Origin of the sequence: Acinetobacter sichuanensis (assembly GCF_003024515.2) — a bacterium.
In the GTDB taxonomy this organism is placed as follows: domain Bacteria; phylum Pseudomonadota; class Gammaproteobacteria; order Pseudomonadales; family Moraxellaceae; genus Acinetobacter; species Acinetobacter sichuanensis.
This window is the reverse complement of the sequence record NZ_PYIX02000045.1, coordinates 12,419-29,297: the sequence shown is the minus strand read 5'-3', so window position 1 is coordinate 29,297 and position 16,879 is coordinate 12,419. Positions and strand designations below refer to the sequence as shown.

The 16,879-nt window shown below is 35.4% G+C and carries 15 protein-coding genes, 1 pseudogene and 1 CRISPR repeat array; of the genes and pseudogenes, 7 read left to right on the top strand and 9 right to left on the bottom strand.

What is annotated here, in order from left to right; translation table 11 throughout:
- Window positions 1-330: hypothetical protein (locus tag C9E89_RS23340; protein ID WP_171405174.1), on the top strand; the 330-nt coding region annotated here is incomplete at its 5' end.
- On the top strand, window positions 324-593 hold the full coding sequence (locus C9E89_RS18590) for a DNA-binding protein (RefSeq protein ID WP_107009801.1): 270 nt from the start codon (window positions 324-326) through the stop codon (window positions 591-593). The genes C9E89_RS23340 and C9E89_RS18590, both read left to right, overlap by 7 nt.
- A 6-nt stretch (window positions 594-599) precedes the next feature.
- Here C9E89_RS18590 and C9E89_RS18585 read toward each other — a convergent pair whose 3' ends face one another.
- The 8 genes and pseudogenes from C9E89_RS18585 to C9E89_RS18555 form a co-directional block, all read right to left on the bottom strand.
- Window positions 600-1,871, bottom strand: coding sequence for a tyrosine-type recombinase/integrase (locus tag C9E89_RS18585; RefSeq protein ID WP_107009800.1), 1,272 nt, complete (start codon window positions 1,869-1,871; stop codon window positions 600-602).
- A gap of 430 nt (window positions 1,872-2,301) precedes the next feature.
- A CRISPR array of direct repeats spans window positions 2,302-2,810; the repeat unit is 28 nt; unit sequence TTTCTAAGCTGCCTATATGGCAGTGAAC.
- Between the two features lie 131 nt (window positions 2,811-2,941).
- Window positions 2,942-3,565, bottom strand: coding sequence for a type I-F CRISPR-associated endoribonuclease Cas6/Csy4 (gene cas6f, locus C9E89_RS18580; RefSeq protein ID WP_107009799.1), 624 nt, complete (start codon window positions 3,563-3,565; stop codon window positions 2,942-2,944).
- Between the two features lie 9 nt (window positions 3,566-3,574).
- Window positions 3,575-4,585 carry a type I-Fv CRISPR-associated protein Cas5fv gene (cas5fv, locus tag C9E89_RS18575; protein WP_107009798.1) on the bottom strand — a complete coding sequence of 337 codons (1,011 nt, stop codon included), beginning with the start codon at window positions 4,583-4,585 and terminating at the stop codon, window positions 3,575-3,577.
- Window positions 4,586-4,596: 11 nt separating this feature from the next.
- Entirely contained in the window at window positions 4,597-5,586 is a 990-nt protein-coding gene (gene cas7fv / locus C9E89_RS18570; protein WP_107009797.1) for a type I-Fv CRISPR-associated protein Cas7fv, read from the bottom strand.
- 1 nt (window position 5,587) lies between these two features.
- A complete protein-coding gene (locus C9E89_RS23875) occupies window positions 5,588-6,454 on the bottom strand; it encodes a hypothetical protein (RefSeq protein WP_228199069.1) in 867 nt (288 codons plus the stop codon).
- Between the two features lie 16 nt (window positions 6,455-6,470).
- Window positions 6,471-8,567, bottom strand: coding sequence for a CRISPR-associated endonuclease Cas3'' (locus C9E89_RS18565; protein WP_228199068.1), 2,097 nt, complete (start codon window positions 8,565-8,567; stop codon window positions 6,471-6,473).
- Window positions 8,564-9,513, bottom strand: a pseudogene (gene cas1f / locus C9E89_RS18560) (type I-F CRISPR-associated endonuclease Cas1f). The gene C9E89_RS18565 and the pseudogene cas1f overlap by 4 nt, the downstream one beginning before the upstream one ends.
- A gap of 202 nt (window positions 9,514-9,715) precedes the next feature.
- Entirely contained in the window at window positions 9,716-10,903 is a 1,188-nt protein-coding gene (locus tag C9E89_RS18555) for a phosphoglycerate kinase (RefSeq protein ID WP_107009796.1), read from the bottom strand.
- A 139-nt stretch (window positions 10,904-11,042) separates the two neighbouring features.
- On the opposite strand from C9E89_RS18555, the gene C9E89_RS18550 reads away from it, so the two are divergent.
- The 5 genes from C9E89_RS18550 to C9E89_RS18530 all read left to right on the top strand — a co-directional run bounded on the left by C9E89_RS18550 (window position 11,043) and on the right by C9E89_RS18530 (window position 16,221).
- On the top strand, window positions 11,043-11,426 hold the full coding sequence (locus C9E89_RS18550; RefSeq protein WP_107009795.1) for a DUF2237 family protein: 384 nt from the start codon (window positions 11,043-11,045) through the stop codon (window positions 11,424-11,426).
- A 6-nt stretch (window positions 11,427-11,432) separates the two neighbouring features.
- Complete coding sequence (locus C9E89_RS18545) at window positions 11,433-12,041, top strand: Maf family protein (protein ID WP_107009794.1); 609 nt, start codon at window positions 11,433-11,435, stop codon at window positions 12,039-12,041.
- A 348-nt stretch (window positions 12,042-12,389) separates the two neighbouring features.
- The gene (locus tag C9E89_RS18540; protein WP_107009793.1) at window positions 12,390-13,553 is read left to right on the top strand and encodes a ribosomal protein uL16 3-hydroxylase; all 1,164 of its coding nucleotides are present in this window, start codon (window positions 12,390-12,392) and stop codon (window positions 13,551-13,553) included.
- A gap of 175 nt (window positions 13,554-13,728) precedes the next feature.
- Window positions 13,729-15,399 carry an FMN-binding glutamate synthase family protein gene (locus C9E89_RS18535; RefSeq protein ID WP_107009792.1) on the top strand — a complete coding sequence of 557 codons (1,671 nt, stop codon included), beginning with the start codon at window positions 13,729-13,731 and terminating at the stop codon, window positions 15,397-15,399.
- 201 nt (window positions 15,400-15,600) lie between these two features.
- The gene (locus tag C9E89_RS18530; RefSeq protein WP_107009791.1) at window positions 15,601-16,221 is read left to right on the top strand and encodes an aminotransferase; all 621 of its coding nucleotides are present in this window, start codon (window positions 15,601-15,603) and stop codon (window positions 16,219-16,221) included.
- A 100-nt stretch (window positions 16,222-16,321) separates the two neighbouring features.
- On the opposite strand, the gene C9E89_RS18525 is transcribed toward C9E89_RS18530, so the two are convergent.
- The gene (locus C9E89_RS18525) at window positions 16,322-16,807 is read right to left on the bottom strand and encodes a hypothetical protein (RefSeq protein ID WP_107009790.1); all 486 of its coding nucleotides are present in this window, start codon (window positions 16,805-16,807) and stop codon (window positions 16,322-16,324) included.
- Window positions 16,808-16,879: the final 72 nt, after the last annotated feature.

Genomic DNA, 16,879 nt, shown 5'->3' with positions numbered 1-16,879 from the left:
TATTCAGTTGATCATGTTGTTACACAGGAAGATGTAGATAACGGCACTTACTCTTATGATGTAGGCACTGAAATTATGTCTTTTTTTTTGAATGAAAATCAGAGCGTACCTGAAGGTTTTGTTTTAGTGCCACGTGTAATTACTGATGAATGGATGACAACTTTTATTGATCAAACAGTAAGTGATTACTGCAAGGATTTTGAAGATTCACCATTTCATGTAAGAGAAAGTGAATTACCTGGAGTTAAAGAGAATCATCGTCTTAAAATTCGTAATGCACATAAGCAATTAATACAAGTGATCGAAGCACAGGAGAGTAAAAAATGTTAAGAGATTTAAGGGGTTTGCCTATTTTAGAGCAACAGAAACATTTAGATCTATTCTTAAATGCTCATGATGATCAAAATTTTCCTCAAGAAGTGATTTCTCTTTACTTAGATTGCTCACCATGGACATTAGCAAGAATGAGAGTTGAGCAAAGCTGTCTACCATTCACCAAAATAGGTAGACGCGTGGCTTACAAAAAACGAGATGTTCTTCAATATGAGCAGCAAAAAACTGTACAAAATACTGCTCAGTTAGCAGCAATTTAAGGCGGTTTATACCGCCTTATTTATTTCTTTTAATCGCTCATTCCATACCGATTCATAATTAAAGCAATCTATTTTTCCTTGATATACAGCTTCAACCATATTAAGCGACGCTCTTAATTCCTCCATAGGGATTTGAACATAACCGCCTGTTACATCAACACGCGGTTTAGCTGTATGGTTAAGTAAGCGCTTAGTCACATAAATATTAAATCTCAATAAATTACAAATAGTGGCGAATGTGCGACGAAAATCATGCATAGAAACATAGTAATCAACTTGTTCTGCAACTCTATTTAGTAAAGTATCAATCTTGGTTGCATGTACATTAAAAGAGGTTGGTAATTTAGTTGCTGGAAAGACCCATTCATTTTCTTTAAGTAAAAATCTCTCTTTTAAAATTGCCTTTAAATGATCTCCAACGGGTAATTGAACATCAGTACCATTTTTAGTATCTCTGAATGTTATCAATCCATCTTTAACATCAACATCTTTCCATTTTAATTGACAAGCTTCCTGCTTTCTACAACCAGTGTACATACACATCAAGATAATATCTCTGTGTGTATTTGAACGCGCTGTATCTTCTAGATTTAATTCATCTTGATAGTTTACTACTGCATTATAATAGGTATGGATAATGTCCTTACCCAAATGTCGTTCACGTCTTTTTATGGTATTCCAACCACTAGTAACTTTAATAATGTCTACTGGATTTGTTTTTAAAATAGGATCTTCATCTTTTGAGTAAAGAACATGCATATAGTTCCATAAAGTGCCAAGCATTGATACAGATCCATTTGCAGAAGATTTACTTATTTTTGACACATCTAAAAATTTATCTAGTACTTCTTGTTTTGTGATTGAGAAAATCTTCCTATCACCCCATCCTTTTAAATATAGACTTATATATTTTTTATACTGTCTGATTGTTTTTGGCTTAAAGTCATTTTTGTCTAGATAGATCTGTAACGCTTGGTCAACCGTAAGATCAAGTGGGTTAAAACCAAGATCATTAATTTTTTTATCTTTGACGTACTCACCATTGGTAATTTGAGCCAAAATCATTTGAGCACGGGCTCGTGCACCATTTGCTGTAATTTCAGTTGTCTTTCCAATGACAACACGAAATAACTCCCCTTCATGCCTACGCTCAATAATATATGTCTTGCTTTTAGTTGTTGCCCTAACCCCAAAACCAATCAACTCACTATCACGATAAAATTTTTGACCTTTTTCAGTTAAAGGAATAGCATCAACATTAGATTTGTTGAGTTTCATATTAAAATCCAGTTTTAGCGAACATAGATTTAAGCATGTTTCTCAACAGTCTACAAATAGTCTACATGGCTAATTCTTAACACATAAAAACCATCAAAACCTAAATACAAATAATTGAAATATATAATATTTATTAAAAACAAAAATTCACAAGTATATTATAGAAAAAATAAAAAGCACCTAGTTTGTGTTGGATTGGTAGAGCGAGCATAGTGTTGTATTTACTTGTATTTTCAAAAAGTTATAAACTTTTCAAGTTGTATAGGAGTGTACCAAAATAGATGGAGTGGTATTTTTTTGGTATACAAATGAGTATACAAAACCATTTTAACTAAATTATTTCAAAATTTGTATGCAGTTTAATTTACAAGCAAAACAGCTCTCTTCTTAATACTTTGTCTAATTTTTCCTCCCCCTATCTGATCAATAATTTTTAAGCTGTCTATATGGCAATGAACTGATTTATGAAAAATAAAAAAGTTTGTTTGTATTTCTAAGCTGCCTATATGGCAGTGAACATGGGGCGTATTCGGTGTCGATGTCTTGGTGATTTCTAAGCTGCCTATATGGCAGTGAACGGATGCCAACTATTCACGAGACGCTCCGCACATTTTCTAAGCTGCCTATATGGCAGTGAACATTTCCGAAAACATTTAGCAAAGACTGGGTTGTTTCTAAGCTGCCTATATGGCAGTGAACAGGACATCGAGGAAGCGATTCGAACAGCAATTTTTCTAAGCTGCCTATATGGCAGTGAACATGAATATCAGCAAAACCCGTGAGATGTTAAATTTCTAAGCTGCCTATATGGCAGTGAACGTCATCTATAAGGCAACTAGCTATAAGCAAATTTTCTAAGCTGCCTATATGGCAGTGAACTGGCATTGGTCACACCTGAGATGCATGCAACGTTTCTAAGCTGCCTATATGGCAGTGAATAGTAATTTTACAACAAAAAATAAAGCTATAACAGCAGTTTACCTCTTAAAATCTATAAAAGACCCAAGTTTTAAACTACTATCATAACCTATTGATTTTATTAAGCTGTTAAAGAGTGAAAAAATATTGGGTTAAAATTCGGGTACAGATGACACCGAACTTAAACCATAAGTGCTAAACACCTGAGTTTCAGATTTTTCAGCCGATTGCTTTCTAATAAATAGCTTAAATCGCTTTTTATCCCGTTCATTAGATGTACTCAAACTCAGCATTTGGATATAAGGCAAATCTGTATTTTTAACAAATTTCTTATAATGTTCCAAAGCATTTTCATAGCTATATCGCCCTTTTTTTTCATCATGGCGAGCTAATCTTTCAGCATTACTTTTGACCTGTATACGACTATATATTGAATAACCTGTAATTTTTTTTTCAGGCACTTCACTTATAGATTTGATATGAACATAATCCGTCAAATCAACCTTGTCATACGATGTTTCCAACCATTTTCGTAAATATATGCTTTTTAAAATACTTTCAGACTCAGCAAAAAGACGAATTTTTTCACCAAGAAATCCAATACCTTTTTCCTCATTAAAGCGATACTGTGGAAATGACAGACCAATATTCACCTTATCATTCGCATCTTTAATTTCAGCCAATGCGATATGCAATTGTGTATAAATACGTGACCATAATTCATAAGGTGAAAAATCGTCGTTTTTCATTAAAGTCATTTCAATATAGTGTTTCATTTAATGACCTCATCGAATATCAGTAACATAAGCAAGCCCCTTTTTACCCAAATAAAAAGATGAAACACCTGCATTTTCAATCTTTTCTTCTAAATCACGCGCTTGTTCTTTGGAAATATTCAAGTTGATGGTCAGCTTACCACTTGCTTTAGTGAGTACAGATACCACTTCACCCTCACCCTTTTTCTTTTCTTTAAGCAGATAAGGATTTCCCCAAATCAACTTTTTACTTCCCGTCGTATAACGATCCATAAAATCTTTTTTAGTAAAACCACGTTTAGAGATCCCACTCAAACCACCACTTTTAGTCAAAGCATTTGATAAATCATAAACTTTAGAAAGTCGCTCAATTTGCAAATATAAAGCCGATGTATAAAGACTGACTAACGGCACTTGTTGTTTAGCAGTCAAATAATTCACATCTGAAAATTTAGCTTGTAAAGTATCTAGCGCTTCTTTCACTGCATCTTCAGTATCAATAGGTTTTTCAGCACTTAATGCTTCAATACGAGAACATACAGTGATTGGATCAAGTAGCTCAGTTGATTTAACTTTTACTGTTTCATCTTGAATAAAGTGCAAAACTTCCGACAAATTTATCCACAAAACTCCCCATAATTCAGCAGAATATGCAGACTTAAAGGCAGGGTCATTTGCTTTAATTAAACCAGTGAAAGAGTTTTGATCTGTGCTTCCTGAAACATTACGAATATACGCCATTTCATTACTGATCAGTGGCTGATCAATAATATCTGTATCTTGAAGAAGCGGTTCAATTTCAGAAAAGTAATAATCCTTGCCCTGTCTTGCTTGGTATAATTTTCTTTGATCACCAATTAAACGGTTTAAAATACCCATTACTGTATCTTTTGACACTTCACGTTTTTTAAAATTGCCTTCCTGTTTTAATGCCGTCATAGAAGCAATAAAGTTACGCCCCCCTTTCGGAAGGGGCTCATTATTTGAGCCATCCAAAAAGGAATTTCGCCATGAAGATTCGTACTCAATAATGATTTGCATAAATCACCTCATTATTGTGCTTCGAAATATACAGCATAATCCGATTGTGGTTCAGGATTTGCTTGATCAGGACGACGCTTAATCCGCATCATTTTATGACTATCGTTATAATCTACTTCAATCTCATCAACACACATATAACCTTTGGCTTGTTTAATGACCAACTCTTGAAGCATATTCAAAGTTTCATGAACTAAAATATCAATTGCCGTGTTATCCAATAAAATTCCAACTTCACCTTCATTGAAAATTGTGCCTCTACGCACATAATTGGTATGAAAAACTGCTTTTGGCTCTTTGCTTAGATCTAAGCTTTTAATAAAATTTTGCACAGTTTCAGCAATCTTTTCGCCTTCACCTTCTTTAATGATCATCGATGCACGATCAAACTTTTTGTCCAAAGAAATAAATTGAAGCTGTTCAATACTGATTGAACCATAGGCAATATACTCAGTATCTCCAAACGTAGTTTTTGAGAAAATTGAATTCTCGCCACGTTTATACGTTTTAGTACCATCAGCTTGTACAATTTCTTCACTTGAACTGGCATTAGATAATTGTTCAAAATTACCATTTCCAAGTTGATCAATAAAATCAGTGATTAACAAAGGGCTTGTACGTTTACATTGACTAGATGGAACGACATAACCACGAATTAAACCTGTAATTGAAGCTAAAACATCAATCAAATTTTTATCTTTGGCATAATGTAAATCATAAGACTGATCACGGAAAAGATGATGACGAATACAGTTTTGACTAATGTATAAAGGTGTTTCATCAAAATTAATATCTGATGCTTCTTTGCGATATTTATAGCCTGTTTCTTCTTTAACCTTACCTGATAAATTACTGAACCCACGTAATTTAGGTAAAGTATGATTGTCTACAGTCTTACCATCATTTCCTGTTAATGATGTCGGACCATTCCAATTCACCACCCCATAACCATAAGCCGTAATTTTAAAGTCTACGCTTTTTATACCTGTTACTTTAGCCATATTATTTTCCCTGTTGTATTGTTGTTAAAAAGTTTAATTTATCCAATGAAATTGAGCCGATTGGCTGTTTGTCACTTATTGCATAGTAAATTGCTTCAGGATGACGACCCCCTGTTCCACCCACTTTATTTAAATCGTCTTCGATGTAACTCAAATATAGTGGATAATCCGCATCTCTTGCATAGTTTTCCAATACAGCACATCTTGCCTGTTGTTTTTTCTCAGGAATACCTTTTACAGGATGTGTTGGATCAACATTACCATGCTTTTGTGCAATAAAATTTATCAAACCTAAATCTTTGATAATATTTAAAGATTCTGTCAGATTGTCATATTCCGTTGTATCATCCAAAGGTGGTGTATAAGCATATTCATTTTCAAAAAATGGCTGTTTAAAATCATTTAAATTTAAAACTGCTAATTGCACAAAACGACTATCTCCACGCAGTGAGTACTTACTGATTTTAGATTTACGTTCTGCCGTTTTAGGTTTCGATACTTTTGTTGGTTCTGTTACTTTCTTATTCATTAAATCAATGCTTTTCTTTAAAGCTTTATCCATGTCTTGCACAACAGCAGACTTATTATCCTCATTCAATTTAGCTTGTTGTGTATAAAACTCTCGATAAAGCGCATATAGCTCTGCAATTTTAAAGACCTTTCCATCTAAACGATCTTGTAAAAAGTCATACCAAGCTTTTGTTGTTTGCAAACTATTCAATTGATTCAAAAAATATGCCAATGAGCCTTTACAACTGCCATTTTTGACATTTTCAGTAATCGCTACTTGCAACATATTTACATGATCACTTTCACCAAAACGATCTAAGCGCCCCATACGCTGTAGCATATTTTCAGGTGAGGTCATTTCTGTCAGCATATGTTTACTTGTGATATTTAAAGAAGCCTGAACAATTGGACCGCTCCTTAAAAACATCATATTGATATGTTCCATTCTTTTTAAATGATTCAAAAACTTCTTCAAACCATTTCTTTTTATCACTGCGCTTATATTTGGAGTGGAATAATACACTATTTTCATGATCTTTCTGATAAATAAAACCAAGCTGTGCGGTTTGTGCCGTATTTGAAATAATAAATGTTTGATCCGAATAAGATTGATAAAAAGGATTATCTTCTATAACAGATTCATCATATTCAATGAATTCAATTTGGTACTGGCTTTGATTAAATGAATCCATGCCCCTAACTTGGCAATAATGGCTTTTTTCATCAATATTAAAATTTAGAATATTTTCTAAATAGTAGTAATGTGGCGTAGCCGAAACCAATAATGTATTTTTTTCAAAAGACTTACGCATATTTTTATTTGCAATTAATTCAGCAAATAAAATATTAAAAATTTCCATGCCAATATATTCATGGTATTCATCAAATATCACATGTGCATCCATGAATAGCAATAAACTGTTTACGTTGGTATGCGTAACAATAGACCCTAAAATTTGATCAATCGTCGTAACGACCACATCCCCTGAAAACGGTTTAGGTTCATTTATGATTTTACCATTTTCATGGATATACTTAAATTCACCTGTCAAAATTTCTACTTTTACATCAGGTAAATAATCTATTGTGAGTTCCTCAAAAATCCCCTGACAGACTTGAACTCGTGGACAAACCCAAATAATTTTCTTGGCATTTTTAAGTTTTGCCCACTCCAAAGCAATTTTGGTTTTACCACAACCCGCAGGACCCGCAAGTACTGCAATATCACGCAAATCAGCAAGTGCTTGAGCTACTTTATTTTGTTGTTGTGTTCGTTCACTGTCAGGGAATTTCGTCGATACATTTTCTAAATGCATATGCAAATCTGATAAAATTTCTTGATCTTCTAATAGTTCATCTAAACGCTTTTCAGCAATATAATCCATTAAATCTTGCGCTGTTTGCTTTGATACAATTCGGTCAGCACTGATCACGCAAGCACGTAATAAATTATGCTGTGCATTGTTATCTATTTTATTTCTGAGCTGAGAAGTTTCATCGTTATTGCTATATAGCTTAAACTCAGGGAATTCCTTGCCTTTATAAATATAATTAAAATCTTCCAATTGATCCGCAAAAGATTCTATTTCCCAATTTAAATTTTTCTCAACAACATCAATACCTTCATAATGTTTAGCAACAGAATTTATTCGCTTAAGTAACGATGTTGTTTGTTTAATGATATTTTCAAATTGTTCATTCGAAATATTCTTAACCAAAAAATCATATGCTTTATGCACACCTGAAAACTCATCATTAGAACGGTATGGTTTCGCATGATGCCAATAAACCACATGCTGTAAACTTTCTTTTTGTCTATTGTTCAATCCTTTACATTGTTTTTCAAAGAAGTTAAACAGCATCAATGAAATTTCATTATGACGAGGATGCTTATCAAAGGTGAATTTTACATCAATATGCTGACCATCTTCCTCAGGATCTTTTTGCTTACCCTTTTTAACCCATTCTTGAAAAAGTGGATCTAATTTTCCAATGTCATGCAAACATCCCGCTAAAAAAGCCACTTTGGATAATTTTCCAGATTCATCATTATCAACAACATTTTTAAACAGTTGCTGTGCTAAATAACCTATTGCAAAACTATGTTCTGCCAAAGGTTGTAAATGTGTATTCGCATAAAACTCATCTTTCTTTGCTTTCATTGTCATCACGTCCATAAATACTTCTTTTTGTGTACTATTCACAGGAACAATTCCCTCAGAATTAAACTTATTCCGATTTCCCACCACCCAAAGCAACTCGCTTCGACGCCTACCCCGAATCCAATGACAACTGACCGCTGTACTTTTGGTTACCGTTTTACGCAGTAACTTTTTCACCGCAATCAAACCATCTTCGGTAATCACGGTTTGCCAAGTGCAATCGCCAATACGATCTGCAAATGCATCTAAAACACGGCGAGTTCGAGGAATCGCTTTCTTTTCACATTGGGAAATGAATGTCACTATCATAGTGCTTCACCATTTACATCGTGATTTTTACAAACTTGCAATTTAACTTGATCAAACATCCAATCCAAACACTTATGCTCAGTAAACTTCTGCAATAGCTGTTGTCTAAACTCTTGCTCCTTCATCCCTTCTTTGGCACAAATAAAGGCATAAGGCAAAACCACAGCATCCTTAATCAAATCGGCAATATCAAACACCAAAGCCCCACGGCGGGTTTTACCGTGCATCACTGCGAATCCGTGCGGAATCCCCAAAACCCATAAAGTCGTTGCCGCGAGACCATAAGCAAGGTAGTTACCATGGTTTAAGAAATCATTGGCTAAATCCCCCTGCTCAGGATTACGACTGAAATCTTTTAAACCTGTGCGTGTGGCAGCAATTTTATAAAGTTGTTTGGTGGTTGCAGCCTCAGCAAGGAGCAAGTCACCAACTTTTGTGATCTGTGGAATTTTATTGCTAAAACCATTGAGTGCCGTTTGAATATCCAAATCATCATTATGAAAAGCATATTCTTTTAAATCATGATCTTTAGACCAAACTTTTTTGATAAATTCAATTCTTGCCAATTGGAACTGTTTTGCGACCTCAAGACGTTTTGCATCCATCCTTGCATATATTCCGTTGGGCGATACTCACTCTGAGGCGTCATCCATTCTATTTCACAGCCCATGAATAAAGGCGTTCCGCCACCGCCTGTAAAACCGACCAACACCCCTGCACTTGCAAGCATCCGCATCGCAGCTTGCGTGATTGATGTACCTGTACCGAGCATGATCACTGTCGTATTGGCAATGGGAATATTCCAATATTGATTTTCATTTTTGGCTTCGGTGAGATACAGCACTCGACCATCTTTTTGCATGACACGACAATGTTCAAGGTAGTAAAGATTGGCACGTTTAGAATGTAAAATTGCTTTTAAGTCTGAGGGATTGAGCTGTTCCATTTTATATTTAACATCCTATTTATTATCATTAAGTCCATGAAATATAAATAACATATTTATTTTTATCTTCGAGTACAACATCTCATTTAAACGACAAATGATGTCGTACAATTGATCATTGGATATATTCTTTTTTTATTTAACCCATAAAAAAGACCGATCTAAGTCGGTCTTTTTTTAATTTCAAAGCGCATGCTTTACATTATGCACGTTCAAGCAGAACAGCAACTGCAGGCAGTGTTTTACCTTCCACAAACTCAAGGAATGCACCACCACCAGTCGAGATATAACCAATTTTGTCTGCAACTTCATATTTATCAATCGCAGCCAAAGTATCACCACCACCTGCAATCGAGAAGCCTTCAGATTCAGCAATCGCCAATGAAAGTGTTTTAGTACCTTCACCGAATTGATCCACTTCAAATACACCCACAGGACCATTCCAAAGAATGGTTTTTGATGTTTTTAAGATATCCGCAAATGCCTTTGCTGTTTCAGGACCAACATCCAAAATCATGTCATTGTCTGCTACATCTTCAACTTTTTTCACCACAGCTTTTGCCGCAGCAAGCGAACCTAAGAAGTCATCGAAATTGATTTCTGATGCATCTGCAACAACCACGTCTGTAGGAAGTGGTACAGAAACTTTTGCAGCAATCGCTTTTGCAGTATCGATTAAATCATTTTCACATAATGATTTACCAACGTTGAAGCCCGCAGCAGCAAGGAAAGTATTGGCAATACCACCACCCACAATGATTTGATCACAAATATCAGAAAGTGAAGTCAAAACATCAAGTTTGGTCGAAACTTTAGATCCTGCTACAATTGCCACCATTGGTTTTTCAGGTGTTTGTAATGCACGACCTAAAGCATCTAGCTCAGCTGCAAGTAATGGACCTGCGGCTGCAACTTTTGCCAGACGTGCAACACCTTCAGTTGATGCTTCTGCACGGTGTGCTGTACCAAATGCGTCCATCACGAATACATCGCAAAGTGCTGCATATTTCGCAGCAAGATCAGGATTATTTTTCTTTTCACCCACGTTGAAACGGCAGTTTTCAAGCAAGACAACTTGACCTGCGGCAACTTCAACACCATCTAAGTATTCAGTAATCAATTTTACGTCTTGACCCAAAGCTTCCGTCAAATACGCCGCAACAGGAGCCAATGATTGTTCTGCTTTCGCTTCACCTTCAACAGGACGACCGAGGTGAGAATAAACCATGACCGCTGCACCTTTTTCAAGTGCCAGTTTGATGGTTGGTAATGCAGCACGTAAACGTGCATCACTTGTAATTACACCATTTTTCACAGGAACGTTTAAATCTTCACGAATCAGAACACGTTTGCCCGTTAAATCAAGGTCAGTCATACGCTGAAAATTCATGTATAGCTCTCTTTTAGATATAAAAAATCGCGTTGATTCTAAATGATTACACCAAAAAAGGTTAGCGACTTTTGTAGAAAAGCTGTAGAAATGTTGAGATTTGATTATTATAGAGCAAACTTCAAATCTTTATACGCTTATGTCTTTTCATCCTGATCCAAAAATTAACGGTTTAAATGTCTTTGGTCACCCTTTGGCAAGTTGTTGTTTTTCTCCAATTACAGGTTATTTTCGTAATGGTTTTTGTCATACTGCGCCCAGTGATTTGGGGCAGCATACCGTCTGTGCGGAAATGACGTCTGAATTTCTAAGTTATTCTCAACGTACAGGAAATGATCTTATTACCCCTCTTCCTGAGCATGGTTTCCCTGGCTTACAACCAGGTGATTTTTGGTGTATCTGTGTAACACGTTGGGTTCAAGCCTATCAAGATGGGCAAGCGCCACGTGTAAAAGCAGAGGCTTGTCATCAGGCAGTACTCTCTTATGTTCCCTTAGATGTGTTAATGGAATATGCGGTTTAAAGGATTATGTCTAATTTAATCGCAAATTTACCTGACATTATTTTGGCATCATCGAGTCAAACACGACAAGATTTAATGAATCGTTTGCGACTCGATTATCGTTGTATCGCACCTGAAATTGATGAATCTCCGCGTGGTGAAATGCATGCTGATGATTTAGCTCAACGTCTAGCATTTGAAAAAGCCCAAGTTATTGCACAAAATCATCCGCATGCCATTGTGATCGGTTCCGATCAGGTGGCTTGGCGTGAACATGCACCTCAAGACTTTATTGGCAAACCTTTAACTGTCGAAAAAGCCATTCAACAACTTCAAGAAAATTCAGGCAAAAATGTTTATTTCAGCACGGCATTGAGTGTGCAACATTTGGCTTCTGGTTTTGAACAGACTTTGGTTGAACATTATCATGTCAAGTTCCGTAATTTAACTTTAAATGAAATTCAACGTTATGTTGAATTGGATAATCCATTACACTGTGCAGGCAGTTTTAAGTGTGAAAGTTTAGGAATTTCGTTATTTGAACAAATGATTGGACAGGATCAGACCACGCTCATGGGAATGCCAATGATTCAGTTGTGTCAAATTTTAAGAACTTTGGGGATTTCTCTTCCCTGAAGTTTCAATCTCAAATGATCATTTGAATAAAAAGAGGTGTTCTAAATTGTATGCTGGCTAAAATTTTTAAGAAAATAGTGGATAGTATTTTCTTAAAATTTACTGGGTTTTCAAATTTTCATCATATTTGATGAGAGTTTAAAATAAAATCAGTATACTTTTTAAAACACTGCTCAAATTAAAAGTGCCGCAAGTAGCATGCTTTCTTAAACAGCGCTGATCGACTACACATCATTTAAAACAGCCTGAGTAATTTGACTCGGAGATTTGTGGTCTAACACTTGCGCCTCATCACATCTCATAAGACAATACCTCCAATATTGATCCAAATCTGCTTAGGCTATTTTCATGTCACAACCATTAGACGTATTGGGCGGAATCACCGCTGAACAATTTCTCTCAGAATATTGGCAAAAAAAACCATTATTAGTGCGTAATGCTCTTCCTGAAATTGCTGAGATTTTAGTGCCTGATGATGTCATGGAACTGGCATTGGATGAAAATGTCACTGCACGTTTAATCAAACAAAAAGACAAAGATCCAAATCAATGGACTGTGAAAAACTCACCGCTCATCAAAGGTGATTTCCAAAAAATGCCCAAGCTTTGGACTTTACTCGTTCAGGCGATTGACCATTACTCTTTTGATTTGGCTGAGCTTTGGAAAAAATTTCCATTCATTCCACAATGGCGACGTGATGACATTATGGTGTCATACGCACCTAAAGGTGGTTCTGTAGGTCAGCACTTTGATTTTTATGATGTATTTTTAGTGCAAGGTTTCGGGCATCGTCGTTGGCAATTGGGGCAAATGTGTGATGCTGATTCAGCATTTATTGAAGGACAGCCCTTAAAATTACTCCCTGAAATGGAGGTTCATTTTGATGAAGTGTTGGCGCCTGGCGATTTACTCTATGTACCCCCAGGTTTGTCACATTATGGTGTTGCTAAAGATGACTGCCTGACCTATTCCTTTGGTTTCCGCATGCCAAATGTACCTGATATGATGGATCGGGTTTGTGATAAATTTTCTGAAGATACTGCCTTAAAAAATCCACTCATTGATATCATTCGTGACCAAGTTTCACGTGCAGGTGAAGTCACTGAAAATGAACTGGCTTATTTAAAAGCAGAAATTTTTAAACAATTACAAAATTCGATGGTTTTAGATGATGCCATTATGAGTTTAATGTCTGAATCCAAATATCCTGAAAATATTCCTGAAGCAGAAACATTGGGTACAGGTGATCTGGAAGAAGTTCTTGAGCAAGGTTATCTTATTCAACTTGAACCTGCTTCACGCTTACTTTACTCAGATCAAGATGAACAAGTGTTATTTTGGGCAAATGGTGAAGGTATCTGTATTTCTGAAGCATTTACACCATTTTTACAGCAAATTGCAGATGGTCAAAGTATTGAGCTCAATCTTGATTTGGCGGATGACGAAATTTTAGAAGATATCGTGATGCTGTTAAATGAGTCGATTTTAATGCTGGTTCCAACAGAACAATAACCCTATCTTCAAAGAAGTCAAAGTGTTGCACTATGCTTTGACTTCATCTGTATTATGGTAAAATCTCTAAAATTTAAAATAGAATCTTTCTTATTTCTAACAATTCAACACTTGAGAAAACGTTATAAAATTGGCAACTTAGCACTATAAATATTAAGTTGGACAAACTATTCATATGGCAAGCCCTGCTCAAGCAATCAGAACTAAGTTTTTAAATACATTTTTTTCACGATATTCCGTTTGGTTTCTTTGTTTATTTATCGCAGTGTATTTGACTTGGGTCATTTTCCTGCATGAATCACATTTTATTTACTATTTTTTTTCAGACACTGTCCTTAATATCGCATGGGTGATCAGTATTGCACTCAGTTTGGTTGGTGTTTATGACATTATTCAAACAAAACATGCCATCTTAAAAAACTATCCAATTATGGGGCACTTTCGTTTTGTCTTTGAAAGTTTCCGTCCTGAAATTCGTCAATATTTCATTGAATCTGATGAAGATGCGCTACCTTTTTCACGCTCGCAGCGTAGTTTGGTCTATCAACGCGCTAAAAATGAAAATGCGGATAAACCCTTTGGTTCTATTATCAATGTATACCAAGATGATTATCGCTTCCTGACGCATTCATTAACACCTTGCGTACCAGCTGACCATAATAGCTTCCGAATAGCGATTGGAAATCAACAATGTACGCAACCTTATAGCGCTTCGATTATGAATATTTCAGCCATGAGTTTTGGTAGCTTAAGTGCCAATGCCATTCGGGCACTCAATAAAGGCGCGCAACTGGGCAAGTTCTATCATGACACTGGTGAAGGTAGTCTTAGCCCTTATCACCTTGAAAATGGAGGAGATATTGTCTGGGAACTCGGCAGTGGATATTTTGGTTGTCGAACTTTAGATGGAAAATTTGATCCTGAAAAATTTCAATCACAAGCTTCAAATCCTGCGATTAAAATGATTGAAATCAAACTCTCACAAGGTGCTAAACCTGGGCATGGTGGTATTTTACCTAAAGATAAAATCAGTGAAGAAATTGCTCAAATTCGTGGCGTTCCACGTGATCGAGATTGTGTATCACCTGCTGCACATTCTGCATTTAGCACGCCTATCGAAATGATGCATTTCATTCAAAAACTACGTGAATTATCTGGTGGAAAACCTGTTGGTTTTAAACTATGTATAGGACAACCTTGGCAATTTATGGGTATTGTCAAAGCCATGTTAGCCACTAAAATTGTGCCCGATTTTATTGTCGTTGATGGCTCAGAAGGTGGCACTGGCGCAGCTCCCATTGAACTGATTGATCATATGGGTACACCACTGCGTGAAGGTTTACTTTTTGTGCATAATACCTTAGTTGGTGCGGGACTACGCGACCAAGTTAAGGTTGGTGCAAGTGGCAAAATCATCAGTGCTTTTGATATTGCCAGTACTATGGCGATGGGTGCAGACTGGGTCAACTCCGCTCGTGGTTTCATGTTTGCGGTGGGTTGTATTCAAGCGCAGAGCTGTCATACCAACCAATGCCCTGTTGGCGTCGCGACTCAAGATAAAGAACGTCAAAAAGCGCTAGATGTTCCAACTAAAGCTGAACGTGTCTACAATTTCCAAAAGAATACCTTAAAAGCACTTGCAGAAATGATCGCCGCAGCAGGTCTACAACATCCATCAGAAATTAAAGCGCATCATTTAGCACAGCGCATTAATGACCGTGAAATCAAAAACTATGCTCAATTACATTTTTGGATGAAAAATGGTGAATTACTTTCTTGTGAAAATAAAGACGAAGAAAATTTTTATTTTAGAATGTGGAATCTAGCTTCTGCTGAAAAATTTTAATCTCATTTAAACATTTACAAAAATAAAAGAGGATATATTCCTCTTTTATTTTATTTATACAAATGAAAAATCGCTAAATACACATTTATTTTTAAAAGCTGATCAAAATAAAAATAATGACAAAATATCTATACAGAATCTCTATCATTTCCCTAAGATTAGATCTCAAAATATATATGATCAAACTTTGAGAAACATAAAATGTTAAATATTAAAAACGTTTTGTTATATATGAGCTTAAGTATCGCTACACCTGTTTTTGCAACAGTTGGTGGACCACAAAGTATCGAAGTTTTAGGTTATGATGCCAAAGATCAAAAAGTTTATTTACTTCGACATTTTGAGGATGGACGTGGTCGACTGCCACAGCTCTATTATTATCAATTTAAAAACAATAAAAACCCCAATAAAATCATTCAGGTCAACTCTTTATACATCAACCCTAAAACAAAAAAAATTGATTATGATCAAGAAGATACTAAATTCAATCAAGAACTCAATAAAATTCAAAAACGTTTACAACCTTTAAGGTCTGTAAAAGTTGAAAATCATATTTCTTATCTTCAGAAAAATATAAAACAAGTCCCAACATGGTATGATGCTCAACAAACCCAAGCACAAACCACCTATACATATCGTGTTTCCAATCCTTCATTTCAAAGTAATATAGAAAAAGCTGTTGCCTATAACTCCAAATTAAAAGTTAAACAGCAATTTATTATTCCTAAACAAAATAAAATGTTGATCACAGTACAATATCGAGGCATTCCGTTTGAAACAGGTTATGATATTGAAGATCCCGTTTTAATGCTTAAAAAATAAACTCTTTCTACAATTTAAAAATGCACTTTACAGTGCATTTTTGACTCAATTCATTATTTTTTTGTTCTAAAAATAAAAGATTAAAATAATTTTCATCTATTTAAAATAAATTAGTATTTGCTTTGGTATTTCCTAAACTTGGATTATCAATTGCATCTTTACACTGTGCCTTATCACGTTCATAGTCTGTTTTTTTCTGTATTAAATTATGATCTCTTTCTAAAGTTGCACGAGCAAAGCTATCTAAACTTGTTAAAGATTTACGACATAAAGCATATTTTCCTTCTGTCACAGAATCTGTCATTTTAACATTAATACGCCAATCCGTACTGAGTTTACGCACTGGTTTTCTAACCTTTTCTTCTATTAAATTCAATTGTTTACGATAAACAAAAGGTTCAACTTCATTTATTAATTTCCATGCTTCATTTGCATATACAGTTGCATCATTTGTCAGTTTTGGTGCAGGCTGAATTGGTGCTTTTGGTTCAGCGTCTGAAGATGATTGACCACAACCTTGCAAAATAAGAAGACTGATGATAATTAAGTTTGACTTCATCAACGCAGGAAATTTCACCAACAACATAGTAAATCGCCAAATTAAACAATTGAGCACTATGCTAGTAAATTCGAGTACAATACACAATCTTGATTTTAC